This is a genomic window from Streptomyces sp. NPDC043867 (assembly GCF_056435845.1).
Genome location: NZ_JBWKDS010000024.1, coordinates 15750 through 40875, shown reverse-complemented (window position 1 = coordinate 40875; position 25126 = coordinate 15750). Strand labels below are relative to the sequence as shown.

Annotated in this window: 23 protein-coding genes and 3 pseudogenes; 10 read left to right on the top strand and 16 right to left on the bottom strand. The window is 72.2% G+C overall.

Annotated elements, in window-relative coordinates:
* Nucleotides 1-996: 996 nt before the first annotated feature.
* The 7 genes and pseudogenes from AC069T_RS23440 to AC069T_RS23410 form a co-directional block, all read right to left on the bottom strand.
* Nucleotides 997-1515, bottom strand: a pseudogene (locus AC069T_RS23440) (hypothetical protein); the annotation flags it as partial.
* A gap of 144 nt (nucleotides 1516-1659) precedes the next feature.
* Nucleotides 1660-2343 (bottom strand): uracil-DNA glycosylase, encoded by a 684-nt coding sequence (gene ung, locus AC069T_RS23435; protein WP_478784582.1) that lies wholly within the window; start codon nucleotides 2341-2343, stop codon nucleotides 1660-1662.
* A 104-nt stretch (nucleotides 2344-2447) separates the two neighbouring features.
* Entirely contained in the window at nucleotides 2448-4031 is a 1584-nt protein-coding gene (locus AC069T_RS23430; protein ID WP_478784581.1) for an ABC transporter substrate-binding protein, read from the bottom strand.
* A gap of 186 nt (nucleotides 4032-4217) precedes the next feature.
* The gene (locus tag AC069T_RS23425; protein WP_478784580.1) at nucleotides 4218-4979 is read right to left on the bottom strand and encodes an SDR family oxidoreductase; all 762 of its coding nucleotides are present in this window, start codon (nucleotides 4977-4979) and stop codon (nucleotides 4218-4220) included.
* A gap of 17 nt (nucleotides 4980-4996) precedes the next feature.
* Nucleotides 4997-5758, bottom strand: coding sequence for a 3-oxoacyl-ACP reductase FabG (gene fabG / locus AC069T_RS23420; protein ID WP_476755644.1), 762 nt, complete (start codon nucleotides 5756-5758; stop codon nucleotides 4997-4999).
* 206 nt (nucleotides 5759-5964) lie between these two features.
* A complete protein-coding gene (locus tag AC069T_RS23415) occupies nucleotides 5965-6348 on the bottom strand; it encodes a DUF3037 domain-containing protein (RefSeq protein WP_478784579.1) in 384 nt (127 codons plus the stop codon).
* Nucleotides 6345-7100 (bottom strand): HipA family kinase, encoded by a 756-nt coding sequence (locus tag AC069T_RS23410; RefSeq protein ID WP_478784578.1) that lies wholly within the window; start codon nucleotides 7098-7100, stop codon nucleotides 6345-6347. The genes AC069T_RS23415 and AC069T_RS23410 overlap by 4 nt, the downstream gene beginning before the upstream one ends.
* 159 nt (nucleotides 7101-7259) lie before the next feature.
* Here AC069T_RS23410 and AC069T_RS23405 point away from each other — a divergent pair, with 159 nt between their 5' ends.
* Nucleotides 7260-7730 carry a Rieske (2Fe-2S) protein gene (locus AC069T_RS23405; RefSeq protein ID WP_478784577.1) on the top strand — a complete coding sequence of 157 codons (471 nt, stop codon included), beginning with the start codon at nucleotides 7260-7262 and terminating at the stop codon, nucleotides 7728-7730.
* Nucleotides 7731-7765: 35 nt separating this feature from the next.
* Here AC069T_RS23405 and AC069T_RS23400 read toward each other — a convergent pair whose 3' ends face one another.
* Nucleotides 7766-8416, bottom strand: coding sequence for a cysteine hydrolase family protein (locus AC069T_RS23400; protein WP_478784576.1), 651 nt, complete (start codon nucleotides 8414-8416; stop codon nucleotides 7766-7768).
* 135 nt (nucleotides 8417-8551) lie between these two features.
* Here AC069T_RS23400 and AC069T_RS23395 point away from each other — a divergent pair, with 135 nt between their 5' ends.
* Nucleotides 8552-9019, top strand: a complete 468-nt coding sequence (locus tag AC069T_RS23395) for a pyridoxamine 5'-phosphate oxidase family protein (RefSeq protein WP_478784575.1) — start codon at nucleotides 8552-8554, stop codon at nucleotides 9017-9019.
* A gap of 30 nt (nucleotides 9020-9049) precedes the next feature.
* On the opposite strand, the gene AC069T_RS23390 is transcribed toward AC069T_RS23395, so the two are convergent.
* Complete coding sequence (locus AC069T_RS23390) at nucleotides 9050-9955, bottom strand: LysR substrate-binding domain-containing protein (protein WP_478784574.1); 906 nt, start codon at nucleotides 9953-9955, stop codon at nucleotides 9050-9052.
* Nucleotides 9956-10029: 74 nt separating this feature from the next.
* Here AC069T_RS23390 and AC069T_RS23385 point away from each other — a divergent pair, with 74 nt between their 5' ends.
* Nucleotides 10030-11010, top strand: a complete 981-nt coding sequence (locus AC069T_RS23385; protein ID WP_478784573.1) for a DMT family transporter — start codon at nucleotides 10030-10032, stop codon at nucleotides 11008-11010.
* Between the two features lie 12 nt (nucleotides 11011-11022).
* Here AC069T_RS23385 and AC069T_RS23380 read toward each other — a convergent pair whose 3' ends face one another.
* Complete coding sequence (locus AC069T_RS23380; protein ID WP_478784572.1) at nucleotides 11023-12354, bottom strand: aminotransferase class I/II-fold pyridoxal phosphate-dependent enzyme; 1332 nt, start codon at nucleotides 12352-12354, stop codon at nucleotides 11023-11025.
* Nucleotides 12355-12390: 36 nt separating this feature from the next.
* Here AC069T_RS23380 and AC069T_RS23375 point away from each other — a divergent pair, with 36 nt between their 5' ends.
* Nucleotides 12391-13080 (top strand): pyridoxamine 5'-phosphate oxidase family protein, encoded by a 690-nt coding sequence (locus AC069T_RS23375; protein WP_478784571.1) that lies wholly within the window; start codon nucleotides 12391-12393, stop codon nucleotides 13078-13080.
* 317 nt (nucleotides 13081-13397) lie between these two features.
* Here the strand turns inward: AC069T_RS23375 and AC069T_RS23370 are convergent, their stop codons facing one another.
* Both AC069T_RS23370 and AC069T_RS23365 read right to left on the bottom strand, forming a co-directional pair.
* The gene (locus AC069T_RS23370) at nucleotides 13398-14363 is read right to left on the bottom strand and encodes a DMT family transporter (protein ID WP_478784570.1); all 966 of its coding nucleotides are present in this window, start codon (nucleotides 14361-14363) and stop codon (nucleotides 13398-13400) included.
* A gap of 241 nt (nucleotides 14364-14604) precedes the next feature.
* Entirely contained in the window at nucleotides 14605-15615 is a 1011-nt protein-coding gene (locus AC069T_RS23365) for an EamA family transporter (RefSeq protein WP_478784569.1), read from the bottom strand.
* 181 nt (nucleotides 15616-15796) lie between these two features.
* Here AC069T_RS23365 and AC069T_RS23360 point away from each other — a divergent pair, with 181 nt between their 5' ends.
* Complete coding sequence (locus tag AC069T_RS23360; RefSeq protein ID WP_478784568.1) at nucleotides 15797-16225, top strand: type II toxin-antitoxin system Rv0910 family toxin; 429 nt, start codon at nucleotides 15797-15799, stop codon at nucleotides 16223-16225.
* A 153-nt stretch (nucleotides 16226-16378) separates the two neighbouring features.
* On the opposite strand, the gene AC069T_RS23355 is transcribed toward AC069T_RS23360, so the two are convergent.
* Nucleotides 16379-17017 carry a PadR family transcriptional regulator gene (locus AC069T_RS23355; RefSeq protein ID WP_478784567.1) on the bottom strand — a complete coding sequence of 213 codons (639 nt, stop codon included), beginning with the start codon at nucleotides 17015-17017 and terminating at the stop codon, nucleotides 16379-16381.
* A 223-nt stretch (nucleotides 17018-17240) separates the two neighbouring features.
* Between AC069T_RS23355 and AC069T_RS23350 the strand changes: the two genes are divergently transcribed.
* The 3 genes from AC069T_RS23350 (at nucleotide 17241) to AC069T_RS23340 (ending at nucleotide 19351) form a co-directional block, all read left to right on the top strand.
* Nucleotides 17241-17669: a VOC family protein gene (locus tag AC069T_RS23350; protein ID WP_478784566.1), complete on the top strand. Its 429-nt coding sequence runs from the start codon at nucleotides 17241-17243 to the stop codon at nucleotides 17667-17669.
* 332 nt (nucleotides 17670-18001) lie between these two features.
* Nucleotides 18002-18391, top strand: a complete 390-nt coding sequence (locus AC069T_RS23345; RefSeq protein ID WP_478784646.1) for a VOC family protein — start codon at nucleotides 18002-18004, stop codon at nucleotides 18389-18391.
* A gap of 144 nt (nucleotides 18392-18535) precedes the next feature.
* A complete protein-coding gene (locus AC069T_RS23340) occupies nucleotides 18536-19351 on the top strand; it encodes a PhzF family phenazine biosynthesis protein (protein ID WP_478784565.1) in 816 nt (271 codons plus the stop codon).
* Nucleotides 19352-19404: 53 nt separating this feature from the next.
* Here the strand turns inward: AC069T_RS23340 and AC069T_RS23335 are convergent.
* A pseudogene (locus tag AC069T_RS23335) lies at nucleotides 19405-19957 on the bottom strand (zinc-binding dehydrogenase); the annotation flags it as partial.
* Here AC069T_RS23335 and AC069T_RS23330 point away from each other — a divergent pair.
* Nucleotides 19946-20523, top strand: a pseudogene (locus AC069T_RS23330) (TetR/AcrR family transcriptional regulator). The pseudogenes AC069T_RS23335 and AC069T_RS23330 overlap by 12 nt on opposite strands.
* A gap of 146 nt (nucleotides 20524-20669) precedes the next feature.
* On the opposite strand, the gene AC069T_RS23325 reads toward AC069T_RS23330, so the two are convergent.
* Nucleotides 20670-21470, bottom strand: coding sequence for a CPBP family intramembrane glutamic endopeptidase (locus AC069T_RS23325; RefSeq protein WP_478784645.1), 801 nt, complete (start codon nucleotides 21468-21470; stop codon nucleotides 20670-20672).
* Nucleotides 21471-21652: 182 nt separating this feature from the next.
* On the opposite strand from AC069T_RS23325, the gene AC069T_RS23320 reads away from it, so the two are divergent.
* Nucleotides 21653-23416, top strand: coding sequence for a substrate-binding and VWA domain-containing protein (locus tag AC069T_RS23320; RefSeq protein WP_478784564.1), 1764 nt, complete (start codon nucleotides 21653-21655; stop codon nucleotides 23414-23416).
* Between the two features lie 83 nt (nucleotides 23417-23499).
* On the opposite strand, the gene AC069T_RS23315 is transcribed toward AC069T_RS23320, so the two are convergent.
* Nucleotides 23500-25017 carry a glutamate-cysteine ligase family protein gene (locus tag AC069T_RS23315; protein WP_478784563.1) on the bottom strand — a complete coding sequence of 506 codons (1518 nt, stop codon included), beginning with the start codon at nucleotides 25015-25017 and terminating at the stop codon, nucleotides 23500-23502.
* Between the last annotated feature and the right edge of the window lie 109 nt (nucleotides 25018-25126).

The window sequence follows — 25126 nt, the reverse complement described above, 5'->3', positions numbered from 1 at the left end:
GCCGCGTGCACGCAGGCCCCGGAGGCCGTCACCCGGTCGCACCGGCCCAGGGACGACTGGCGACTGGAGCCCGGCCGCCCCGCGAGAGCCGGCCGGACAGGCCGAGGCGTCGCCCCGATGGCCGGATGGCCGGGCGGCCAGGGAACCGGCCCGATGGCTCACCCGTGCGGGGCATCCTCCGCCTGTCCGCTCCCCAAAGAGGCCAGGACCGACCAGAGTTGCGTGGGTGCATCGAACGACGACCACCGCAACGCTCCTGGTCACCGTGGCTGTCTCGGCCCTCTCGGGTTGTATGACGGTTCAGCGACCGCCCGTTCCGGGCCCGCCACCCGCGCCGTCCCCGCCGTCGGCGGCCCGCCCCGACGGCAGCACCGCGCCGCGTGTCGTACAGGCCCCGGCCCGGGAGGCCCTGGAACGCGTCGGCCCGTCCCGGCACCCCTCGCCGGTCCCGGCGGCGCCGCACCGGACGGCGGCCCCGGCGGCGCCACCTCCGGACCCTCCCCGTCCGCGGCACGAGAACGCGCCGCCGGAACGGCACCGGCCCGACGCCCCGGCCCCCGTCCCGCCCGGATCCCGGGGACACGCGAAGAAGGCGGACATCTGCGCGCTCGGCAGGAAGTACGGAGGCTGGGCACCGGACAGCCCGCAAGCGGTCATCTGCAAAGGCACGTACGGGCGTTGACGCCGAGGGGTGGCGGCAACCGCCACCCCGACGGCACGAAGGCCCCTCGGCCGTACGCGGAGCAGGGCCGCGCCGGGATCGGCGCCGCCCTGCCCGGTCCGGGCCGTTCACCCGGGAAACGACCACAGAAGGGGCCGCCCGACCTCCCAGCGGCCGCCCCTGTCTCCCCCCGGGAACCGCTCAAGCGCCCCCGGCTACGGCCGCCCCTGGCGCGGTGGCCTCGGGGTCTCACCCGTCGGGCCGCCACCGGGCGGGGACCCCGGAGCGGTTCCGGAGCCGTGCCCGGGCCCCCGCGCAGGCCCGGCGCCCCAGGAGGGACCAGGGCCCGGCGCGGAGTCCCGGTTCTCCTGCGGCCCGCCTTCCTCACCCAGCTTCAGCTCGAGGCGGCCGATCGCCGCCCGCACCCCGTCCCCGTAGGGGTCGTCGCCGAGGGCCCCGACCGCGCTCCGGGCCCGGCGCAGATGACTGCGGGCGGCACCGGAGCGGCCGAGCTTCACGTAGTCGGCGGCCAGGTTCAGATGCAGCGAGGGATAGAACGCCCGCACCTCGAGCGACCGGTGGTGCTCGGCGATCCGGCCGTCGGTGAGCTCCTCGGCCGCGGACAGTGCGCGCAGATCCCAGGCCAGTTCGTCCGAGGGGTCGTCCTGCGTGTCGGCCATGTAGTGCGCCAGCGTGCAGCGGTGCAGCGGGTCGCCGTCCTCGCCGATCTCCGCCCACAGGTCCAGGAGACGGCCCCGGGCCTCTTCGCGGTCACCGCCGTGGTGGAGCATGACGGCCTGTCCGATCCGGGTCATCATCGCGTCCGGTGCCGCCTGCTCCTGCTGCTCCGCCACCGCGTCCTCCAAGCTCGTCGCCCCTCTTCCACGACGCTAACCGCAGGCACCGGCAATCACGGTCAGGCGGCTCCGGGCAGCGCTGCGCCAGGCCGGTGACGCCCGGGCGGGCTCCGCCGCGGGCACCTCCGGCCCCCTCCCCCGTCAGCCGAGGTCCGGGATCCGCCAGTCGATCGGCTCGTGCCCCTGCGCGGCGACCGCCTCGTTGATCTGCGTGAAGGGGCGGGAGCCGAAGAACTTCTTCGCGGACAGCGGCGAGGGGTGGGCGCCCTTCACGACGATGTGCCGCCCCTCGTCGATCAGGGGGAGCTTCTTCTGCGCGTAGTTGCCCCAGAGCACGAAGACGGCCGGGTCGGGACGGTCGGCCACCGCACGGATCACGGCGTCCGTGAACTTCTCCCAGCCCTTGCCCTTGTGCGAGTTGGCCTCCCCGGCGCGCACGGTGAGCACCGCGTTGAGCAGCAGCACGCCCTGCTCGGCCCACGGCATCAGATAGCCGTTGTCCGGGATCGGGGTGCCGAGCTCCTCCTTCATCTCCTTGTAGATGTTGCGCAGCGAGGGCGGAGTCCGCACCCCGGGACGGACGGAGAAGCACAGTCCGTGCCCCTGGCCCTCGCCGTGGTAGGGATCCTGGCCCAGGACCAGCACCTTCACCCGCTCGTAAGGCGTCGCGTCGAGCGCGGCGAAGACCTCCTCGCGCGGAGGATAGACGGGACCCTTGGCGCGCTCCTCCTCAACGAACTCGGTGAGTTCCTTGAAGTAGGGCTGCTGCAGCTGCTCGCCCAGGACGTCGCGCCAGGACTCGGGCAGCATGGCAATGTCGGTCACGTCAACTTCCTCCGATGTGCGGTCACTTCCAGGCCTCAGAACCTACAGGCGACCACTGACAATCGGCCCCGCTCCCGGTCACACGGCCCCCCGCGGCGCCGCGGTCACCAGCTCGTCTTGCGGTGCAGCTCCCACATCGTCATGATCGTGGAGGGGTCCAGCGCCCGCTCCCCGCCCGCGATCTCCTCGCTCGCGGCCACGTACTGCTTGCCCTGCCACAGCGGCAGCAGGCGCGCGTCGTCCACCAGGATCTGCTGCGCCTCCTGGAACTCCTCGGTCACGGCCCCGCGGTCGCTCTCGCGGCGGGACTCGGGCAGCAGCACCCCGGTGATCTCGGGCGACTCGTACGGCGTGCCGAGGGCGTTCTGCTCGCCCACGAAGGGCGCGATGAAGTTCTCGGCGTCCGGGAAGTCCGGGAACCAGCCGCGCCCGAACACCGGGTACTCGCCCTTGCGGTAGCCCGCCTCGTACGTCTTCCAGGGGCGGCCCTTGACCTTCACGTCGAACAGGCCGGAGGCGTTGAGCTGGTTCTTCAGCTCCTCGAACTCCGGTGCCGTCTCGGAGCCGTAGCGGTCGGTCGTGTACCAGAGGGTGAGCGGGACCCGCTCGGTGATGCCGGCCTCGGAGAGGATCTTGCGGGCCTTGGACGTACTGGGCTCACCGAAGTCGTCGAAGAAGGCCGTGGTGTGTCCGACCAGGCCCTTGGGGACCATGGAGTACAGCGGGTCGACGGTGTCCTTGTAGACCTTGTGCGCGATCGCCGGCCGGTCGACGATCTGGGCGATCGCCCTGCGGACCTCGGGCTTCTTGGCCCAGGGGTCCTTCGGATTGAACACCAGGTAGCTGATCTCGGTGCCCGAGCCCTCCACCAGCTGGAGACCCTCCTCCTTGGCCCGCTGCCGCTGGAGCGCCACGATGTCCTTGGAGGCGAGACCGCGGAAGGTGACGTCGATCTCCTTGTCCCTGAGCGCCTGGAGCATATGGCCCGAGTCCTGGAAGTAGCGGATGGTGACCGCGTCGTTCTTGCGCTCGGCGAAGCCGTCGTAGTGGTCGTTCCTGACGAGCTCGGCCTCCTTGCCCTCCTCGTAGGACTGGAGGCTGTACGGCCCGGACCCGAAGACCTTGCCGTCCTTGCGCAGCGAGTCCGCGGGGTAGTCGTCGGGGTCGACGATCGACATGGCGGGCGTGGCCAGGACGAACGGGAAGGTGGCGTCCGGCTTGTTGAGGTGGAAGACGATCTCGCGGTCGCTCAGCGCCTGGACGCGGTCCAGGCTGCCCAGCAGGCCGGCCGGGCCGCCGGCCACGTTGATCTTCCGGATCCGGTCGATCGAGTGCTTGACCGCGCGCGCGTCGAGCTTGTCACCGTCGGAGAACTTCATGTTCTTGCGCAGCACGCACCGGTACACGCGGTTGGAGTCGTCGGTGAACCGGCAGCTCTCGGCGGCGTCGGGCTCCGGTGCGCTCGCCCCGGAGGGGTAGCTCAGGAGGGTCTGGTAGATGTTGCGGAACAGTTCCCAGGAACCGTCCCAGGAGGCGGCAGGATCCAGCGTGCTGGGCGCACTGGTGGTACCCACGACGATCGGCCCCTTGTCGCTGGAGGAGTCCGTGGACAGGACTCCGCACCCGGTCACCAGGGATATGGACGTGACCGCCGCCAGCTGACGCAGACATCGGTTCCGATTGAACACGCGCACGCTCCTCGATCTGCCGTACCAAGGGTCGGCAGACGATACCGCAGTGCCCCGCCGGTGGAACCGCGTTCCGGCGGGGCACTTGATCAGCGCGTATGTGACTACGTTGTCATGCCTCCGTGCGGGCGCGGACGTCGACGCGGGCGCCCCTTCTGTCAAGGCGCGCCCGCGTCGGCACGACCGTCAGGCGACTCCGGCGTTCAGGAAGATCCCGCCGTCGACGACGAGCGTCTGACCGGTGACCCAGTCCGACTGCGACGAGGTGAGGAAGGCGGCGGCGCCGCCGATGTCGGACGGGACACCGAGCCGTGCGAGCGGGTAGGCGGCGGCCGCCTCCGCCTCCCGGCCCTCGTACAGGGCCTGGGCGAACTTGGTCTTCACGACGGCCGGGGCGATGGCGTTGACCCGCACCTTGGGCGCGAACTCGTGCGCCAGCTGCACGGTCAGGTTGATCATGGCGGCCTTGCTGATGCCGTACGCGCCGATGAACGGCGAGGGGGCGAGGCCCGCGACGGAGGCGATGTTGACGATCGCACCGCCGTTCTGGCTCTGCCAGGCCTTCCAGGTCTGCTGGGCGAAGCCGAGGGCCGAGACGACGTTGGTCTCGAAGACCTTGCGCGCCACGTTGAGGTCCAGCTCCGCGATCGGCCCGAACACCGGGTTCGTACCCGCGTTGTTGACCAGGTAGTCGACGCGGCCGAAGGCCTCCATGGTGCGCTCGACGGCGACAGCCTGGTGGGCCTCGTCGTGCGCCTTGCCCGCGACGCCGATGGCGCGGTCCGAGCCGAGCGCCTCGACGGCTTCCTTCAGGGAGTCCTCGTTGCGGCCCGTGATGCACACGCGGTCACCGCGGGCGATCAGGGCCTCGGCGACGCCGTAGCCGATGCCGCGGCTTCCGCCGGTGATGAGCGCGACCTTGCCGGAGAGTTCGGGAGGTGTGGTCATGTCCGTGTCTCCCGGCTTCAGTTGAGGGGTCCGCCGGCGACGTACATGACCTGGCCGGAGACGAAGCCGGCCTCCTCGCCGGTGAAGAAGGCGATCGCGTTGGCGATGTCGTCCGGGCGGCCGACGCGCTGCACCGGGATCTGGGTGGCGGCGGCGGCCTGGAACTCCTCGAAGTCCATGCCCACCCGCGCGGCGGTCTGCGCGGTCATCTCGGTGACGATGAAGCCGGGGGCGACGGCGTTGGCGGTGACGCCGAACTTGCCGAGCTCCTTGGCGAGGGTCTTGGTGAAGCCCTGCAGACCGGCCTTGGCGGCGGAGTAGTTGACCTGCCCGCGGTTGCCGAGGGCGGAGGACGACGACAGGTTGACGATCCGGCCGAACTTGGCGTCCACCATGTGCTTCTGGCAGGCCTTGGACATCAGGAAGGCGCCCCGCAGGTGCACGTTCATGACGGTGTCCCAGTCGGACACGTCCATCTTGAACAGCAGGTTGTCGCGGAGCACGCCCGCGTTGTTCACCAGGATCGTCGGGGCTCCGAGCTCCGCGGCGATCCGCGCGACGGCGGCCTCGACCTGGGCCTCGTCGGAGACGTCGCAGCCGACGGCGATGGCTGTGCCACCGGCGGCGGTGATCTTCTCCACGGTGTCCTTGCACGCGGCTTCGTCGAGGTCGATCACGGCGACGGCACGGCCCTCGGCCGCCAGTCGTACGGCGGTCGCGGCCCCGATGCCGCGCGCTGCACCGGTGACCACGGCGACGCGCTGCTCAGTGGTGGACATTGCTGGTTCTCCTCGCCCTTGGAAAAGCCTGTCGTCATGCCTGTCTCGGCACCCTCGGCGCCCTTGCGGGGGCCGCGGGAGTCCTGAGAGGCCTGCGGCTCTCACGGTACGCCCGTCCGGTGAGCGACCGCTTAGTACCCTCAGCAGACGTGACGCTAGAAGCCCTGGCACGCGGTGTCAACGGCACACCGCCCGCATGTGATCCATTACCTCACCAGCAGCCCGAGCAACCGCTCCGCCTCGGCGCCGGGATCCGCCGTGAGGCCGGTGTGCACCGGCCCCGGCTGGACGACGGTGGAGCGCGGCGCGATCAGCCACCGAAAGCGCCGCCCGGCGTCGTCGTGGGCCGCCTGGCCTGCGGCTCTTCCTCCGGCGCAGACTCCCTCGACGGCACGCAGCGCGGCCCGCACACCGGCAACGTCCGCCGCCGGGTCGAGCGCCCGCAGCTTGGCCTCGTCCAGATGGGTGCGGGCGGTGACGAAGGATTGCGCACGGCAGTACACCAGCACGCCGGCGTTGAAGCACTCGCCGCGCTCGACCCGCGGCACCACCCGCAGCAGCGCGTACTCGAAGACGTCCCGCCCGTTCACTCGGCCCCCTCGATGCGCTCGTGGATGTCGGCGGCGCGGGTCAGGAGCGGCTCCGCGTAGGCGCGGCGCAGGGCGTCGGCCGAGTCGAAGCCGGGCTCGCCGGCCAGCCACGCCCCGGGGATCTCGGCGGTCACCTCGGCCAGCAGTTCCTCGGTGACGAGAGGAGCGAGCCGGGCCGCGGCGGAGGCGATGTCGGGGGCGAACGGGGCGAGGGCGTGGTCGGAGGCGTCGTACGGTTTCGCCGCCGAGGCCCGCGCGCCGGGCCAGTTGTGGTGCCAGATCATGGTGGCGCCGTGGTCGATGAGCCACAGCTGTCCCTGCCTCACCAGCAGGTTGGGGTTGCGCCAGCTGCGGTCGACGTTGTTGACCAGCGCGTCGAACCAGACGATCCGGCCGGCCTCCTCGGGGCTCACCTCGAAGGCGAGGGGGTCGAAACCGAGGGCGCGGGACAGGTAGTCCATGCCGAGGTTGGGGCCGCCGCTGGACTTGAGGAGTTCCTGCACCTCCTGGTCCGGTTCGCCGAGGCCCAGCACGGGGTCGAGGTCGATCGTGACGAGTCCGGGGACCCGCAGGCCGAGCCGGCGGGCCAGTCCGCCGCAGACGACCTCCGCGACGAGCGTCTTGCGGCCCTGCCCGGCACCGGTGAACTTCATGACGTACGTGCCGAGGTCGTCGGCCTCGACCAGTCCCGGCAGCGAGCCGCCCTCACGCAGGGGCGTGATGTAGCGGGTCGCGATCACTTCCTTGAGCATCGCCCCAGGCTACTGGGGTGTTCCGGACGGCCGGGGGCGCCGGGTGGGCGCCCCGCCGGGGTGTCCCGGCGGGCGGGCGTCCGCCGGTCTGAACGGGGTGCCGGGGCGGAACGTACCCCTGGGTGGACCGAAGCCGTGTTCGTTGAAGGGAACGTCAGCATGACCAGCGAATCGCTTGAGACCGCGCCCGTCCCGGGGCCGGCCCGCCGTACCGTCGTCTCGGCGGTCGGGGCGGCCGGGATCGCCGTCGCGCTGACCGCGTGCGGATCGCAGGACAAGGAGTCCGACTCCTCCCAGGCGCAGCCCGGCGGCAAGGACGGCGGCGGTGACGGTGCGGCCGCCGGGACCGTGCTGGCCAAGACCGCCGACATCCCGGAGGGCGGCGGCAAGGTCTTCGCGGACCAGGGTGTGGTGGTGACCCAGCCGACGGCGGGCACGTTCAAGGCGTTCTCCGCCAAGTGCACCCATCGCGGTTGCGCCGTGAAGGGCATCTCGGACGGCATCATCAACTGCCCGTGTCACGGGAGCCAGTTCTCCGCGTCCGACGGCAGCGTCAAGAAGGGCCCGGCGACCGAGCCGCTGGCCGCCGCCGAGATCTCCGTGGACGGCGACGCGATCAAGCTCGCCTGACCGGCGCGCGGCCGGTCGGGGGGCCGGCCGCGCGTTCAGGCCCGCGGCACGCGGCGAATCCGCCGGAAGCAGGCCAGCACGTCGTCGGTGGTGGTGAGGGTGGCGACCAGGGCGAGCGTGTGCCGGATCATCAGGGGGGTGTAGTCGGCGGGTACCCCCGCGATGGCGTCCGCGGGCACGACGGCCGTGTAACCCCGGTTCACCGCGTCGAACACCGCGTTGGGTACGGCCACGTTGGCGGAGACACCGGTGACGACCAGGATGCGGCAGCCCAGGTTGCGCAGCAGCGGGTCGACGTCGGTGCCCGAGAGCGGCGACAGTCCGTGCAGCCGCCGTACGACGATGTCCTCCTCGGCCACCTCCACGGGCGGTGCGACGCGCACGGCCGTGGTGCCCGCGAGCTGCTGCACCGGCAGCCGTTCGGCCGCCCGGAAGATCCGGGCGTTGCGGCCCGCCCCCCGTCCGTCGGGCCGCCGTTCGGCGATCGCGTGGATCACCTGGATGCCGCCCTCGTGCGCGGCGGCGACCAGCCGGGCGACGTTCATGAGCGCTCCCGACGAGCGGGCCACCGTGGCGAGTTCGGGCAGCGCGCTGTCCGGGCCGACGACGCCTTGCTGGCACTCGACGGTGAGCAGCACGGTGGACGCGGGATCGAGGAGTTCGCGGAGCTGTTCGTACGACGGCATGGCTCCCCCTGGTCACGGACGGCCGGAGCGGGCGAGACTAACGACCATTGCGTGCGGACGGAAGACGCCTCATGCTGTGCTGACGCACCGTCAGCCGCCTGGTGTGGCGGGCACGTCCGGGAAGAAGGGGACCGCATGGCCGTCACTCAGCGCCGGGGCCGGAAGATCATGATGACGCCGGACGAGCTGGACGAGTTTCTGACCGGTCAGCGCACCTGCCGTGTCGCCACGGTCTCGGCGGACGGCGCTCCGCACGTGAGCACTCTCTGGTTCGCCTGGGACGGCACCTCGCTCTGGCTGTACTCGATCACCCGCAGCAAGCGGTGGGCCGATCTGCGCCGTGATCCGCGCGTCGCCGTCGTCGTCGACACCGGTGAGGAGTACGGCGAACTGCGCGGCGCCGAACTGTCCGGCACCGTCGAGTTCGTCGGCGAGGTGCCGCGCACGGGCGAGCCGTGCTCCGAACTGGCGGGCGTGGAGCGGCTGTTCGCGCGGAAGAACTTCGGCGTCGACGAACTGCCGCACGACGGCCGCCACGCCTGGATGCGGCTGACTCCCGACGCGGTCGCGTCCTGGGACTTCCGCAAACTGGCGTCCCTGTAGCCGGATCCGCCGCCGTCCGGGCGCCGTCGGTCAGGAGGCGACGGCGCGGCCCGCCTCGCGGAGCGCCTCCACCGCGGCCCGGATCGAGGGGCGCCGGTCGGCGTCCGCCCGCCACACGACGTACACGTGCCGCCGCACCCGCTGCTTCACCGGAACCATGACGACCCCACGGGGCACGGGGTGCCGGCCGAGCAGGGGGGCGATGCAGACACCGAGGCCCGCGGCGACCAGGCCGAGCTGGGTGTGCGTCTCCGCGGCGCGATGGCCGATGCGCGGCTCGACGCCTTTGGAGCGCAGGGTGAACATCAGCCACTCGTGGCAGAACTCGCCCTGGCCCCAGGTGATCCACTCGTCCTCGGCGAACTCGCAGAGGTCCACCTCGGCGCGGTCGGCGAACCGGTGCCCGGCCGGGATCGCCACATCTGCGGGGTCGTCGAGGACGGCCGCCTTGACCAGGCCGTCGGGCAGCGGCATCGGCTTGTTGTACCAGTCGAGCACCACGGCGAGATCGAGATCTCCCCGCACCACTTCGGCGACTCCGGCCTCCGGTTCCAGTTCGCACGAACGCACGCGCAGCCCGGGGTGGTCGCGCCGCAGGGCGGCCAGCGCGGCCGGGAACAGCCCGCGCGCGGCGGTCGGGAAGGCGGACAGCCGCAGCTCGCCCGCCACCTGGCCGCGCTGTGCCTCCAGGTCGGCCTGGGCGAGCTCGACCTGGGAGAGGATGCGCGCGGCATGGTCGGCGAGCAGCCGTCCCGCGTCGGTGAGACGCACCCCCCGCCCGTTCTTGGCGAGCAGCCGCTGTCCCACCTCCCGCTCCAGCTTGGACATCTGCTGGGAGACCGCCGAGGTCGTCACGTGCAGTCCCTCGGCTGCGGCGCTGACCGAACCGTGCCGGGCCAGCGCGTCGAGGGTACGCAGGCGCTCCAGATTCAACATGTAAGCGATGCTACGAGATATTGCTCGCAAAGTCTCGCTTGTGCTACGAGATCGGCTGCCTCATCGTTACGTCCATGAGCAGCGTCACCACCCGTCGAACCCCCGCCCCCGTGTCCGCCCCGCCCCGCCGCGCGGCCCTCGACTGGCGGCTCCGCTTCGGGGCCCTCTCCCTCGTCTGGGGCTTCAGCTTCCTTCTCATCAAGGTCGGCACCGAGGGGTATGCGCCCTTCCAGGTCACCTTCGGAAGGCTGCTGTTCGGGACCGCGGTGCTCGCGGCGGCGATGGCGGTGAAGCGGGAGCGGCTGCCGCGTGGCGCCCGCACGTGGGGCCATCTCACGGTCGCCGCCTTCCTGCTGAACGCGCTGCCGTTCTCGCTCTTCGCCTACGCGGAGCTGACGATCCCGTCCACGCTGGCGGGCATCTGCAACGCGACCTCGCCGCTGTGGGGCATGGCCCTGTCCATGGTGGCCCTCTCGGAGGACCGGCCGACCCGGGTCCGGGTGGCCGGGCTCGGTGTCGGCTTCCTGGGCGTACTGACGGTGCTCGGTGCCTGGCAGGGCTTCAGCGGGCTGGACGCCAGGGGCACCGCGATGGCGCTGGCCGCCTCGCTCAGCTATCCCGTCGGCTGGATCTACCTCCGCCGCACCCTGGCCGGTACGGGCGCCTCGCACCTGTCGATGACCGGCGCGCAGCTGCTCCTCGCCACTGTCCAACTGGCGTTCGTCACGCCGCTGTTCACCACGCTCCCCACCCGCTTCCCGCTGGTCCCGCTGCTCGCGATCGCCGCGCTGGGCGCGCTCGGCACAGGGTTCGCCGTGCTCATCCAGTACGGCCTGGTCGCCGAGGTCGGCCCGACGACGGCCCAGATGGTCACGTACTTCATCCCGGTCATCGCCACCGCCGCGGGTGTCGCCGTCCTGGGCGAGTCGCTGGCCTGGTCGACACCGGTCGGCGCGGTGATCGTCCTCGCCGGCGCCGCGCTCACGCAGGCCCGGCCGCGACGCGGAGGTGACCGCTCGCCTGCGCCGCCCCGCCGGGCGACGGCACAGACGTGACCTGCGGGGACATCACACGTACCGGCGCTCCGGCGCGGGACCGACGGCGGAGGCGACGGCGTCCGCCACCGGCCCGATGTCCTCGGGGCCGAGCGGGGAGACCGTGATCCTGATGCCGGGCGGCGCGCTCATCCGGAAGCGGGCGCCGGGCGCGACCGCCCAGCCCGCGTGCAGCAGCCGCGCGACCGCCCCCGTCTCGTCCGGGACGGGCACCCACACGTTCATCCCGCTGCGTCCGTGCGCCGCGACACCGCGCTCCGCCAGCGCCCGGATCAGCGCGTCCCGGCGCCGCCCGTAGGCCGCCGCGACGGCCGCGGCGTCCACCGCGCCGTCGGTCCAGAGGTGCACCACGGCCCGCTGCAGCAGCAGACTCACCCAGCCGGGCCCCAGCCGCAGCCGTCCGTGCACCCGGTCGGCCGTGACCTCGTCCCCGGTCAGGACGGCGAGCCGGAGATCGGGACCGTAGGCCTTGGCCACGGAGCGGACGAGGGCCCAGTGGTGCGTCACGCCTGCGAGCGGGTGCAGTGGCAGGCCGACGATCCGATGGCCGTGGTCGTCCTCGACGAGCAGCGTCCGGGGATGCGCGCGAAGCACCGAGCGCAGGGCACGCGCGCGGGTGGCGGTCACCGAGGCCCCGGTCGGGTTCTGCGCCCGGCCGGTGACGATCAGAGCCCGCGCGCCGCCCTCCAGCGCGCGCCGCACGTCGTCGGGGACCGGACCCTCGTCGTCGACGCGTACCGGAACGGTGTGCAGCCCGAGCGCGGGCACCAGGTCCAGGAGGCTGCCCCAGCCCGGATCCTCGACGGCGACGGCGTCTCCGGGTTTCAGGTGGGCGGCCAGGACCCGTTCGACGGCGTCGAGCGAACCGGAGGTGACGACGACGGGCCCGTCCGGCACGCCGTCCGCGTCCAGTTCGGCGCGGGCCAGCCGCGCCAGTTCGGGGTCCACGGCGCCCTCGCCGTACATGACCGGCTCGCGGTCCGCCCGGGCGGTGGCCGCCGCGAACGCCTCGGCGAGGCCGGGCAGCAGAGCGGGATCGGGATTGCCGTCGGCCACGTTGCGCACACCGGGCGGCACCCGGACACCGACCCGCTCCCGTCCGGTGGTGGCGGGCCTGGCGCGCACGCGGCTGCCGCGGCGCCCCGCGGTCTCGATGACCCCACGCTCGCGCAGCGTGCGGTAGGCGGCCGCGACGGTGTTGGGATTGACGCCGAGACCGGCCGCCAACTCCCGCATCGGCGGCAGCAGTTGCCCCGGCTCCAGATCACCGGCACCCACCCCGCGCTCCACGCTCGCGGCGATCTCGGCTGCGCGGCGCCCTTCGATCCGATACTCTCCTAGCACAAAAGAGATTATGCACTAGTGCAATGGAGGCCGCAAATGTCGGAGACGAGCACCCAGCCAGGGACGGCGCAGTCCGCTGCCTACACCCCGACCGACCGCACCGTCCCGACCCGCTCCCGGGAGCGCGCGGCCTACGACCGGGAGTTGGTGCACTCGATACTCGACGAGGGCTACGTCTGCCATCTGGGCTTCGTCCGCGACGGCGCCCCCGTGGTGCTCCCGACCCTGTACGGGCGCGTCGGCGAACGGCTGTACCTGCACGGTTCGACGGGCTCGCGCCCGCTGCGGATGGCCGGCCAGGCGGACCCCGGGCTGCCGGTATGCGTGACGGTCACCCACGTCGACGGTCTGGTCCTGGCCCGGTCCGCCTTCCACCACTCGATGAACTACCGCTCCGTGATGGTGCACGGCATCGCCCAGCAGGTGACCGACCCCGACGAGAAGCGGGACGCCCTCGACGCGCTGATGGATCACGTGGTGCCCGGCCGTTCCCGCGACTCCCGGCCGGCCAACGCCAAGGAACAGGCCGCAACCGCCGTGATCCGCCTCGACCTGAACGAGGTCTCGGCGAAGCTGCGCACCGGCGGCCCGAACGACGAGCCCGAGGACCTGTCACTCCCCCACTGGACCGGAGTGCTTCCCCTGGCGAAGGGCTACGGCACGCCGGTCCCCGCCGCCGACCTGGCTCCCGGCATCGGGCTGCCCGACTACCTGGCGGCCTTGTGACGTGGGGCCGCCGGTGCGGCGTACGGGGTCACGGGCGCCGGGGGTGAGACCTTTCCCCCGGCCGGACGACCCCGGGGCACGGGCAGTGGGGCATGGCCCTCCCGGCCCGGGAGGCTGCGGCCGCGGGTGACAGGCGCGGCGCTCTCCGGGCCGCCGACAGACGTCGGGCACGGACGGGCGGGCGCACCTCCGGCCGGAGGGTACCGGCCGGCAGGCTCGGCCGGCAGGCTCCGGGCACAGGCCGAACGGCCCGCACCCGGAGCTGCCGCACCCGCCGCCTCGCACACCCGCTGTCCCGCAGGCCCCCAAGGTCCGGCTCAGACAGGCGCTCTCTCCTCCGCGCTCGCCCCGCGCGTGGCCGCTCCCGCGTCCCGCGCCTCGGCCACCGCCGGCCCCGCGACCGATCCGAGCATGACCAGCGTGCCGATCAGCGTCGCCGCGGTCAGGTGCTCACCCAGCAGACCGACCGCGAGGACCGCGGCGCTCACCGGTTCGAGGAGCATGATCACCGAGACGGTGGCCGACCGGACCACGGCCGCGCCGGCGAAGTACAGCGCGTAGGCCAGCGCCGTCGGGATCGCGGCGATGTACGCCAACAGGGCCACGACGTGGGCGGGTTGCCCGGTGTGCGGGAGCAGGCCCTCGGCCAGGGCGAAGGGCAGCAGGCACAGGGTCGTCACGCCGAACGCCCCCACCGTCGTACCGGCCGCGTCCACCTCGCCATGACGGCCCCACCAGCGCGTGAGCAGCGTCATCAGGGAGTAGCCTGCGGCCGACGCGACCGCGAGCAGGACGCCAAGGGGCCGTACGGCGGCTTCCCCGCTGCCGAGGACCAGGACGGCGAGGCCGGTGAGTGCCCCGGCGACGGCGGCGAGGCCCCCGCGGCCGAGCCGCTCCCCCATGGTCAGTCGTGCGCCGAGCGCGATGAGCACGGGCCCGGACCCGAGGGTGACCACGGTGGCCGTCGCCAGTCCGGTGACGTCGACGGCGGCGAAGTAGGCCGTCTGGAAGACCGCGAGTCCGAGACCGGTGACGCCGGTCCGCAGCGCCTTGCGGCCGAGGGGTTCGCGTACGGCGGCCGTCGCACGCGGACGCAGCGGACGCACGGCGAGCAGCAGGACGAGCCCGCCCGCGCACCGCCAGAAGGACAGGGCGACCGGCCCCATGTCACTGGCCAGGTAGACCAGTGAGGCGGCCGCGCCCGCGGTGCCCCAGGCGGCACCGGCGACGATCAGATAGAGCAGGCCCCGCCCGACGGGCAGGCCTGAGGCAGTGTTCGACACGTGTTCTCTCCGCGGATTCGCAGAAGCTCGGAAAGGACCACGTCGCCACGGGCCGCGGCACCCGGCTCATGGGTGCGACGGCGGCCGTGCCGGGACACGGCGCGGGCGCACGGAGTGGTCCTCGGACTTCTTCTGCGGGCAGCACCGATCCGCCCGGCGGTACGCCGGGGGTGGATCCGGGGGCCCGCCTCAGGCGGCCGGAGGCGGGAGAACGCGTGCGTCCGAGTGCATGATCGGCACACTAGGCGGCCGTGCCGCGCGCGGACAACTCCCTTTCCTCGCTGCCCGCCCCGGCGGCGACGGGCCCGTCGGGTGTCTTCGCGGGCGCCGACGACTGCGCGATGAAGGCGCCCGCCAGCACCACCCCACCGCCGACGATCTGCGGCAGCGAGAGGTGCTCGCCGAGCAGGACCCAGGCGAGCACCGTCGCGATGACCGCCTCCAGGCACGCCACCACTCCGGCCACCTGCGGTGACAGCGTGCGCACGGAGACCACTCCGGTGACGTACGCGACGACGGTGGCGATCAGCACGATCCAGCCGAGCAGCAGCGCGGCGGCGACGGACGTGCCGTTCATGTCCGCGCTGCCGTCGAGCACCGACCAGTCCATGGTCCAGGGGCGGGCCACGGCGGTCAGGACGACGGTGCCGACCAGCAGCCCGTACGCGATGACGCCGAGCGGGTCGGGGGCGTCGGTGCCCGCGTCGCTCCCCTGGTCGGACAGGACGAAGTAGCCGACCTGGCAGCAGGCGGCGCCGAGCGCGAGCAGCAGCCCGAGCAGGTCGAAGCTCAGTCCCGCCCACACCTCGACGACGCACGCGAGACCGCCGACCGCGAGGACGACACCCAGGGCCGCGGCGCGCGTCACCGGCCGCCGCTGGACGAAGCGCACCCAGCCGAGCACCAGGGCGGGGGCGAGGTATTCGACGAGCAGCGCGACGCCCACGGGGATGCGGGAGATCGCGGCGAAGTAGCAGGCCTGGACACCCGCCACGGCGAGCAGCCCGTACCCCACGAGCAGGGCGGGGCGCTGCCGGACCAGGGCGCGATGGCGTACGGCGAGGGGCAGCATGACCAGGGCGGCGCCCGCGACCCTCAGCCACACCACGTGGAGCGGGTCGAGGCCCGCTTCGATCAGCGGCTTGGCCGCGACACCCGATCCGCCGAAGGCGACCGCGGACACGAGGGCGAGGCCCAGTCCGAAACCCCTGCCACGGTGATTCTCACTGCTCCGAGACGTACGCACCGGCACATGATGACAGGCCCGGTCATGAGCGTCACCCCCGATGACACCTGTCTCGTACGCTGGACCGGCAAGCAGCACTCCGCGCGTACTGACGGTTCATCAGTATTGAATGTTCGGGTCCCTGCGGCTACGTTCCGCGACACCGTCGCTGTGCCCGGCGCAGCGCCCGACGCGAAGGGGTGGTCGCATGGCCGAAGTCGGCGCGGAGGCACGCATCGAGGCGCCCGCCGAGAAGGTGTGGGCGCGGCTCACGGACTTCTCGTCGTACGGGGAGTGGAACTCCACGCACACGAGCTTCCCCGAGGGCACCCCCGAAGTCCTGGCCGTCGGCGGCACGTTCGTGGAGAACATGAAGCTCATGGGCTTCCCGGCCGAGGTCGAGTGGACCGTCGAGGAGCTGGAACCGGCGCGCACGCTCGCCATCCGGGGCAAGGGCCCGATGGCCGTCATCGTGGCCACCCGCTACACGCTGATCCCCGACGGAGACGCGACGACGGTCCGTATCGACGGTGCGTTCACCGGCGCCGCCGTCTCCCTGATGGCGGGCAGGCTCAAGGACTCGGCGACGGCCGCGCTGCACGAGTCACTGCGCAAACTGACCGGGCTGGTGGCCTGAGGCGAGTACCGCCGCTCCCCGCCCCCGTCGGCGACCACGACGAACGGCGCCCCGTGGAGAAGTTCCACGGGGCGCCGCACTTGCCGGCCGGGGCGCGAGGACGTACGGCCGGAGAGCCGCTGTGCCCTGCCGGGGGTGCACCACTGCCGGCCGTCAGTCCTGGTCGGCGAGGATCAGATACAGCTTCTTGCGGGCTTCGTTGATGACCGCGACCGCCTTGTCGCGCTGCTCCTTGCTACCGGTCTTCCAGACCTGGCCGAACGCCTCCATGAGGCCGAAACCGGCCTGCCGGATCTCGCTCAGCGCTTCCCAGTCGACCCCGCGCCCCGCCTCTTCCCAGGGCGCGTCGGGACCCTCGCCGGCCGCGGAACGACCGGCCTCGGTGAGTGAGAACAGCTTCTTGCCGCCCTCGGTCTCGCTGGCGATCAGGCCTTCGTCCTCCAGCAGCTGAAGGGTGGGATAGACCGAACCCGGGCTGGGCTTCCACGCCCCGCCGCTGCGCTCGGCGATCTCCTGGATCATCTCGTAGCCGTGCATGGGCCGGTCCTTGAGCAGGGCCAGGATCGACGCGCGTACGTCGCCGCGCCGTGCCCTGCCCCGCGGACCGCCCCGGCCGCCCCGTCCACCCCAGGGGCCGGGGCCGAAGCCCGGTCCGCCGAAGCCGGGACCACCGGGACCGAAGGGCCCGAAAGCCCCGCGCCGCCCCTCGAAGCCGCCCCGCCCTTGATGGCCGGGCCCGCCGTGGTGTCCATGTCCGTGTTCGTGGCCGAATTCCTGTCCATGGGAACGCATCGCAATCACTCCATTCCATCGTTGATCGGTCGCGATGCGTCAACGATATATCGGAACGCTCGCCCTGACAAGCCTCTCCAGCTCGCCCCGGCGCTCGTCGTCTCAGGTGATCTGCCCGTTGACGCTGCTCATGTCATGCGCTGCTCATGTCATGCGAGACCTCGCCCCGTAGGCTGCGGAAACCGGGATGTGGGTGAACGGCACACGCCAATATGGTGGGCCGATGACGTCGATCAGGAAGTTCCAAGTCACCTTCGACTGCGCAGAACCTGAGCGCCTCGCTCGGTTCTGGTGCGAGGTGTTGGGGTACGTCGTACCGCCGCCGCCGGAGGGGTTTGCCACTTGGGATGACTTCAAGGTCTCGCAGCCACCTGAGCAGCGGGATTCCTGGTTCGCCTGCGTCGATCCCTCAGGTGTGGGCCCGCGGCTGTACTTCCAGCGCGTCCCGGAGGGGAAGGCCGCCAAGAACCGGGTGCATCTTGATGTGCGGGTCGGCACCGGACTGGTGGGGGAGGAGCGCCTCGCCGCACTTGAGGCCGAATGCGCCCGGCTGGTCCCGCTTGGCGCGGTACACGTGCAAACGCTGTACGACGGCAACGATGCGTGCATCCCGATGCTCGACATCGAGGGCAACGAGTTCTGTATCGACTGAAAGCCCCGAACGCAAGCGGCGCCCTATCGCCCGCTCTGGAAGCACGAGCTGACGGCATGCCCGCCGAGGACTTCGACTGGGGCTACGTCTCCGCCCGTGAGCGGCTCGTCCACCGCCTGGACGTGGTCGCCGACATGACCCGCGAGCACGATCACCTGCACGCCGTCGGCACCTCAGCTCCGCCCCGGCCTGCCGCCTGCTCGAACGCCGGCCGGCGCTGCGTCCGCTGCCCGCGCATGACGCCTGATCAGCGACGCCCGCGCACCCGCGCACCCGCGCACCCGTGCACCCGTGCACCCGTGCACCCGTGCACCTTGAGAGATGATCAGGGCATGGTGAGCACACCCGTGCAGATCAATGCCCTCATCGTCGATGCCGCTGACCCCGAACGGCTCGCCGCGTTCTGGTCCGAGCTCCTCGGCAGGCCGGTGGTGGGCCGCATGGGGCCCTACGTGTGGCTGCGGCGCGAGAACGGCCTGGGCGTGGGCTTCCAGCGGACCGACGAGCCGAAGTCGGGCAAGAACCGCCTGCACTTCGATGTCAGTTCCCCCGATCCGGCCGCCGAGCAGCAGCGGGTCGAGGCGCTCGGCGGGCGCCGGCTGGAGGAGTACGCCGACGGCGGCTTCCTGGTGATGGCCGACCCCGAGGGCAACGAGTTCTGCATCATCCCCGACGGCCCTTTCGAACTCGATGACGAGGGACGCGCGGACTACCTGACCTGACCTGACCTGACCGGCCCGCCCTCTCCCGCCGCCCGGCCCCCTTCCTCACGCGAGGACGCCGAGGACCGGTCTCCGCGCCGAACGGGCCGGCGCCGCCGGATTGGCCTTGGCCCGCGGCCCCGGTCGGCGACTAGCGTCACCGTCATGCGCATTCGAATCGTCGACGCCTTCACCGACCGCCCCTTCGCCGGCAACCCGGCCGGGGTCCTGCTCCTCGACGCCTTCCCGGACGACACCTGGCTCCAGGACGTCGCCCGCGAGGTCAACCACGCCGAGACGGCCTTCGTCCACCGCCTGGCCGAGGGCGGCGAGGCCGACTGGGCCCTGCGCTGGTTCACCCCCGTCACCGAGGTCGCGCTGTGCGGTCACGCCACCCTGGCCGCCGCACACGTGCTGCACACCACGGGCGCCCACGCGGGGCCGGTACGCTTCGCGACCCGCAGCGGCGTGCTCATCGCGACGCCCCGACAGGACGGTTCCCTGACCCTGGACTTCCCGACCGCCCCGCTCACCGCGGCCGGGATCCCCGACGGCGTGGCCGAAGCCCTGGGCGCGGAGCCTCTCAGCGCCTTCGACACGGGCCCGAACATCGGCGACCTGCTGATCGAACTCGCCGACGAGCAGACGGTCCTCGGCCTCACCCCGGACCACAGGGCCCTCGCGCGGTACTCGGAGCGCGGCATCATCGCCACCGCCCGCGCCGAAGACCCCTCCCAGGGTTACGACTTCGTCTCCCGCTGCTTCTTCCCCAACGTCGGCATCGACGAGGACCCGGTCACCGGCAGCGCCCACACGGCCCTCGCGCCGTTCTGGTCCGCGCGCCTCGGCAGCCCCGACCTGACGGGCCTCCAGGCGTCACCCCGCTCGGGCCGCGTCCGCACCGAACTGCGCGGCGACCGCACCCTGCTCACCGGCCGCGCGGTCACCGTCATCGACGGGGTTCTGTGCCCGGCGGAGTGAAGAGGTCCCGGGGGACACCGGCACATGTCGCCGCTATGAACCGGCCATTCCTGAGCGACCGTGAGCACGATCTTGCCCCGGATGTGCCCTCGGGCGGCGCGCTCGTGCGCCGCCCCGGCATCCGCGAGCGGGAACGTGCTGTCCACGGCGACACGAACCGTGCCCGCGTCGAGAAGGCGTCCCAGTTCGGCGAGCTGCGCGCCGTTCGAGCGGACCTGGGCGCTCGAGACGGTGACGCCCAGCTTCGCGGTCTCCTCCTCGTCGAAGTCCCCGGGAAGGACGGGGAACTGGGCTCCGCCCCGGTTGAGCGTACGCAGGAAACGCCTGCTGTCGGGACCGCCCACGGTGTCCAGGACGAGGTCGACGTCGCGCACGAGTTCCTCGGGACGGCTTCTGGTGTAGTCGATGAACCGGTCGGCGCCTAGGGCCTGTCGTTTGGATCATGCCGGCGTCGCGGGGTCTGGCACGCACATCTGCGGCGTTGTCGTCGGTCACAGCCAGCCTGATCCAAACGACAGGCCCTAGGTCGCGCAGGAACGCCTCATCTCCGCCCGAGGCCACCGCGATGACACGTGCGCCCCTCCACTTCGCCAGCTGCAGCGCGAAGAGAACCGCGACCACCTGCTCGCCGTAGCGGGCACCGCCATCACCGGGCAGGGCGTCGACGTGTCGCTGCGCGACATCGCGCGCAGGGCCGATGTCGGGCTCGCGACGCTGCTGCGTCACTTCCCGACGCGCGAGGCGCTCCTCGAGGCCCTGCTCCGCACGAACTTCGACGAGCTGACGGCACGGGCTGGCGAGCTCGTGACGTCGGACTCGCCCGAAGACGCCCTCGTCTCGTGGCTGCGCGACTGCGTCGGCTGGACGACCGAGTACCGGGGCGTGACCGAACTGACGGCATCCGCCATCGAGGACACCGAGTCCGCACTCCACGCCTCCTGCGTCATCCTGCGGGCGGCCGTGCGCAGCTCCTCACCCGAGCCCAGGCCGCGGGCACGGCGCGGACCGACATCGATGGCACCGAGCTGTTCGCGCTGGTAGCGGCGCTAGCGTGGCTCAGCGATCAGCCCTCGCTCGCCCCCCGCTCCGCTCACCTCTTCGATGTCGTGGCGAGCGCGATCCTGACCCGTCCGCCGGGCGGCGAGACCGGGGGGACACCGCCCCCGGCGTAGGTGAGACGGCGCCGGCCACGATCCCGGCGCACCTCGTACGGCGGCGAGCGGACGGGGCGTACGAGATCACGTACGCCCCACGGTCATGCTCACCTGCTCGGGCCGCGCACCCTTGCCGGACGCCGGACGCCGGACGCCGGACGCACTCACGCGGTCGGCAGCCACCCCACCCTGCCCGCCAGCAGCGCGTATCCCACGAACGCCCCGATGTCGAGGAGCGAGTGGGCCACCACGAGCGGTCCGACCCGGCCCCAGCGCCGGTAGAGGTAGCCGAAGACCAGGCCCATCGCCATGTTGCCGAGGAACCCGCCGACGCCCTGGTAGAGGTGGTACGAGCCACGCAGCACCGCGCTCGCCACCAGTGCCGTGCCCGGGGTCCACCCCAACTGCCCGAGGCGGCGCAGCAGGTAGCCGACGACGATCACCTCTTCGAGGACCGCGTTCTGGAGGGCGGAGAGGATCAGCACCGGGTACTTCCACCACACGTCGGGCAGGGCCTCGGGCACCACCGTGAGGTTGAAGCCGAGGCCCCGGGCGGCCAGGTAGAAGGCGATGCCCGTACTGCCGATCACCGCCGCGACCGCCGTGCCGCGACCGAGGTCGGGCCAGGGACGCGTCCGGTCGAACCCGAGCGTGCGCAGCCCCTCCCCCTCGCGCAGCAGGAAGTGGGCCACCAGCGCCACCGGCACCAGCGCCGACGCGATGCCGAACAGCTGCCACGCCAGATCGAGCCACGGACGTCCCGGCGCGGCCGAGGCGTTCAGGGTGGCCGCCTGGTCCTTGAGGCCCCCCGGCTTGGTGACCGATCCGACGAAGCTGATCAGCGCGGAGACCCCGCTCGCGCCGAGCGAGAGCCCGAGGACCAGCAAGGTCTCGTCCCGGAGAATCCGTCGTGACAACCGCCTCTCGGGAAAGGAACCGGCCACCGCCCCTGCCTCCACCTGCAGTCACTCCTTCGGTTGAGCAATCCCGCCTCGTCCCCGTACACACCCCGCTAGGGTCTCGAAAGAAGTTGCGAAGACCGTGCGCGACAGGCCGTCGGGGGGACGGGCACCGTCGAGGCGTACCTCCCTCGTGTCCTGCCATACGGCTGTTCACGGCTCGGGGCTCATCAGGGAGGGCAACCGCCATGGGACGTCACAGCTTGCCCGACGAGTACGGAGCGGGTGCCCCCGACCCCCGCCTCCGCGCCCGCCGCCGCAACGTGGCCGTCGCCACCGTCCTCGTACTCACCGTCGCGGCGGGCACCGCGGCCGCGGTGCGCGGCGGATTGTTCGCCTTCGGATCCTCCTGCCGGGACGAGGCGGTCCGTCTCGAGGTCGCCGCCTCCCCGGACATCGCCCCGGCCCTGCGGGAAGCGGCGGACCACGCCCGCGCCGACAACGTCACCTCCGACGGGCACTGTCTGGACATCACCGTGACGGCACGCGAGGCGTACCGGGTCACGGACGCGCTCCGCTCGGGCGGGACGTCCGACGTGCAGGTGTGGGTGCCGGACTCCGACCTGTGGGTGCAGCGCGTCACCGGCGACAGCGGGGCGACCCGGGTCACCCGGGCGGGCACGGTCGCCTCCTCGCCGGTCGGCGTGGCCATGGTCCCGGCGGTCGCCAGATCGCTCGGGTGGCCCGACAAGACGTACACCTGGACCGAGTTGGCCGCTGCGACGACGCGGGACGGCGGTGCGCGGCTCGGGGCGGCCGACCCCGCGCACAGTGCGACGGGGCTGCTCGCGCTCACCCGGCTCAGTGCCGCGGCGGCCGGCACGAAGGGCGGCGGCACCCGGGGCGCGGCACTGGCGAAGGGGCTGTCGCAGCGCATCGCGGACAGCGACAGCCGGGTCCTGGACACCCTGCCCCGCGACCCCTTGGTCACCGAGCGGGGGGACCCGGGGCACAACCGGGCGCTGGTCCTCTCCGAGCAGGCGGTGTTCGCGCACAACACCGCGGCGGGCGGCGGCACGGACCTCGACCTGTTCTATCCGAAGGACGGTTCGCCGCGGCTCGACCACCCCTTCGCGCTTGTCGACGAGGCGCGGCTGACCACCGACGAGAGCCGCGCCGCGCTCCGGTTCATGACCCTCATGAGCCAGCCCGAGGGACGCCGGATCCTGGAGCGGCACGGCTTCCGTCCCGAGCCGGACACCGCCCCGCACACGTTGGTCACCGCGGCGGGCGGCCGCTCCCCGCAGCCGTACGCGGAGCCCGCGCCCGAACCGGCGACGGCCAAGGCACTCCGGGAGGCCCTGGGCATGTGGAGGGTCACCGTGCAGAGTGCGCGCGTCACCACGGTGGTCGACGCCTCCGCGTCCATGACGGAGAAGCTCCCCGGCACCGGCCGGTCCCGCATGGACGTCACCAAAGCGTCCCTGGTGCGGGCCCTCGCCACGTTCACCGCCGAGGACGAGATCGGGCTGTGGGCGTTCTCCACGAAGCTCGACGGGAACCGTGACTACCGCGTGCTGGTGCCGACCGAGCGGCTCGGGCACCGCGTGAGCGGCGGCACGCAGCGGGACCGTCTGTCCGCGGCGTTCAGGGCTCTGGAGCCGGTGCCCGGCGGCGCGACCGGCCTGTACGACACGACGCTCGCCGCGTACCGGGCCGCCACCGAGTCGTACGTGCGGGGAAAGTTCAACGCGCTGGTCGTCCTGACCGACGGGGTGAACCAGGATCCGGGAAGCATCTCGCGCTCCGGCCTGGTCGACGCGCTGGAGAAGCTCGCCGACCCGGACCGGCCGGTCCCGCTGATCGCGATCGCCGTGGGCCCGGAGGCCGACGAGGAGGAGGCCGAGCAGATCGCCGCGGTGACCGGCGGTTCGGGCCACCGGGTCAGCGATCCGTCCCAGATCCAGGCGGTGATCCTGGAGGCCATCGTGGAGGCGGGCAGCCGGGCCTGACCGCCGCCCGGGCGTCCGCCGGGGGCGCCGCGCCCCCGGGAGCCCGCTCGGGGGCGCGGGGGCGCGGCCGCACCCGTCGGAGATCAGCCGAGTGGCACCGGCTCCGGCAGCCCCACCGGCCACGTGTGCACCGGCTGCCCGGCGTGCATCAGCTCGGAGTACCGCTTGGTGGTCGCGGCCAGTGCGGCCTCCCGGCCGAGCCCCTTCTCCGTCGCCAGGTGGAAGGTGGCCGCCTGCCAGCTCGCGCCGTTGACCCGGCGCCGGCACCGCTCCTCGATCACCCCGAGGTAGAAGTCCCGGTCGGCGGGCTCGATGCCCCACGCGTCCAGCCCGGCCGCCGCCAGCGGCAGCAGCTCGTCGCGGACCAGGTCGACGGCGTCCACCTTGGCGGTCCCGCCGTGCCGGCCCGGCTGCGGCCACTCAAGGCGGGCGTCGATGCCGTCACGGCACGCGGCGTCGAAGTTGGCCGCCGCGGCCTCGAACGGCAGCCGGGTCCACACCGGCTTCGCCTCGTCGGCCAGCGCCCGCACGAGGCCGTAGTAGAAGACCGTGTTGGCGATGACGTCGGTGACCGTGGGACCGGCGGGCAGCACGCGGTTCTCGACCCGCAGATGCGGCACGCCGTCGGCGATGTCGTACACCGGCCGGTTCCAGCGGTAGACGGTGCCGTTGTGCAGGACCAGTTCGGACAGCTTCGGGATGCCGCCGCCGTCGAGCACCTTCAGCGGGTCCTCGTCGTCGCAGATCGGCAGCAGCGCCGGGAAGTAGCGCAGGTTCTCCTCGAACAGGTCGTGGGCGGACGAGATCCACCGCTCCCCGAACCAGGTCCGCGGCCGCACCCCCTGGGCCTGCAACTCCGGCGGCCGGGTGTCCGTGGACTGCAGGAACAACGGGGGCCGCGACTCCCGCCACAGCTCGTGCCCGAACAGGAACGGCGAGTTGGCGCCAACCGCGACCTGCGCGGCGGCGATCGCCTGCGCGGCGTTCCACACGTCGGCGAACCGCCCCGGGGTGACCTGGAGGTGCAGCTGTACGGAGGTGCAGGCCGCCTCCGGTGCGATGGACCTCGACGTGCAGACGAGACGCTCCACCCCGTCGATGTCGAGCGCGAAGTCCTCACCCCGGGCGGCCACGATCTGGTCGTTCAGCAGGGTGTAGCGGTCGACGTCCGACAGGTTCGAGGACACCAGGTCGTCGCGGCCGAGGGTCGGCAGAATGCCGATCATCACGATTCCGGCGTCGACCTCCTTGGCCTTGCGGTGCGCATACGCGAGGGACGTGTTCAACTCTTCGGAGAGCTGGTCGAAAACCCGCCCCGCCAATCGGTGTGGCGCTATGTTCACTTCCAGATTGAACATGGCGAGTTCTGTTTGGAAATCCCGGCTCGCTATCCTGTCGAGTACTTCGGCATTCATCATCCGCGGCATGCCGTCCGGTCCCGCGAGATTCAGCTCGATCTCCAGGCCCATCAGATTCCGCGGACGCTCGAAGCGCTCCTCCGCCAGCAACCTCTCGAGTCCCGTCAGGCACTCCTGGAGCTTGCTGCGGTAGCGCTGTCGATCGGACAGGTCGAACGACCCCGCCACGACCTTCTCTCCCATCGAAGTTCCCTCCTCGGATGGGTAGGCCGATGCTCCGGCCGCTCTGGTACACGGTCACGGTGGATGATGCCCCGGCATCGCGATCCATAACGTCCCGGCCCGGCCCCGG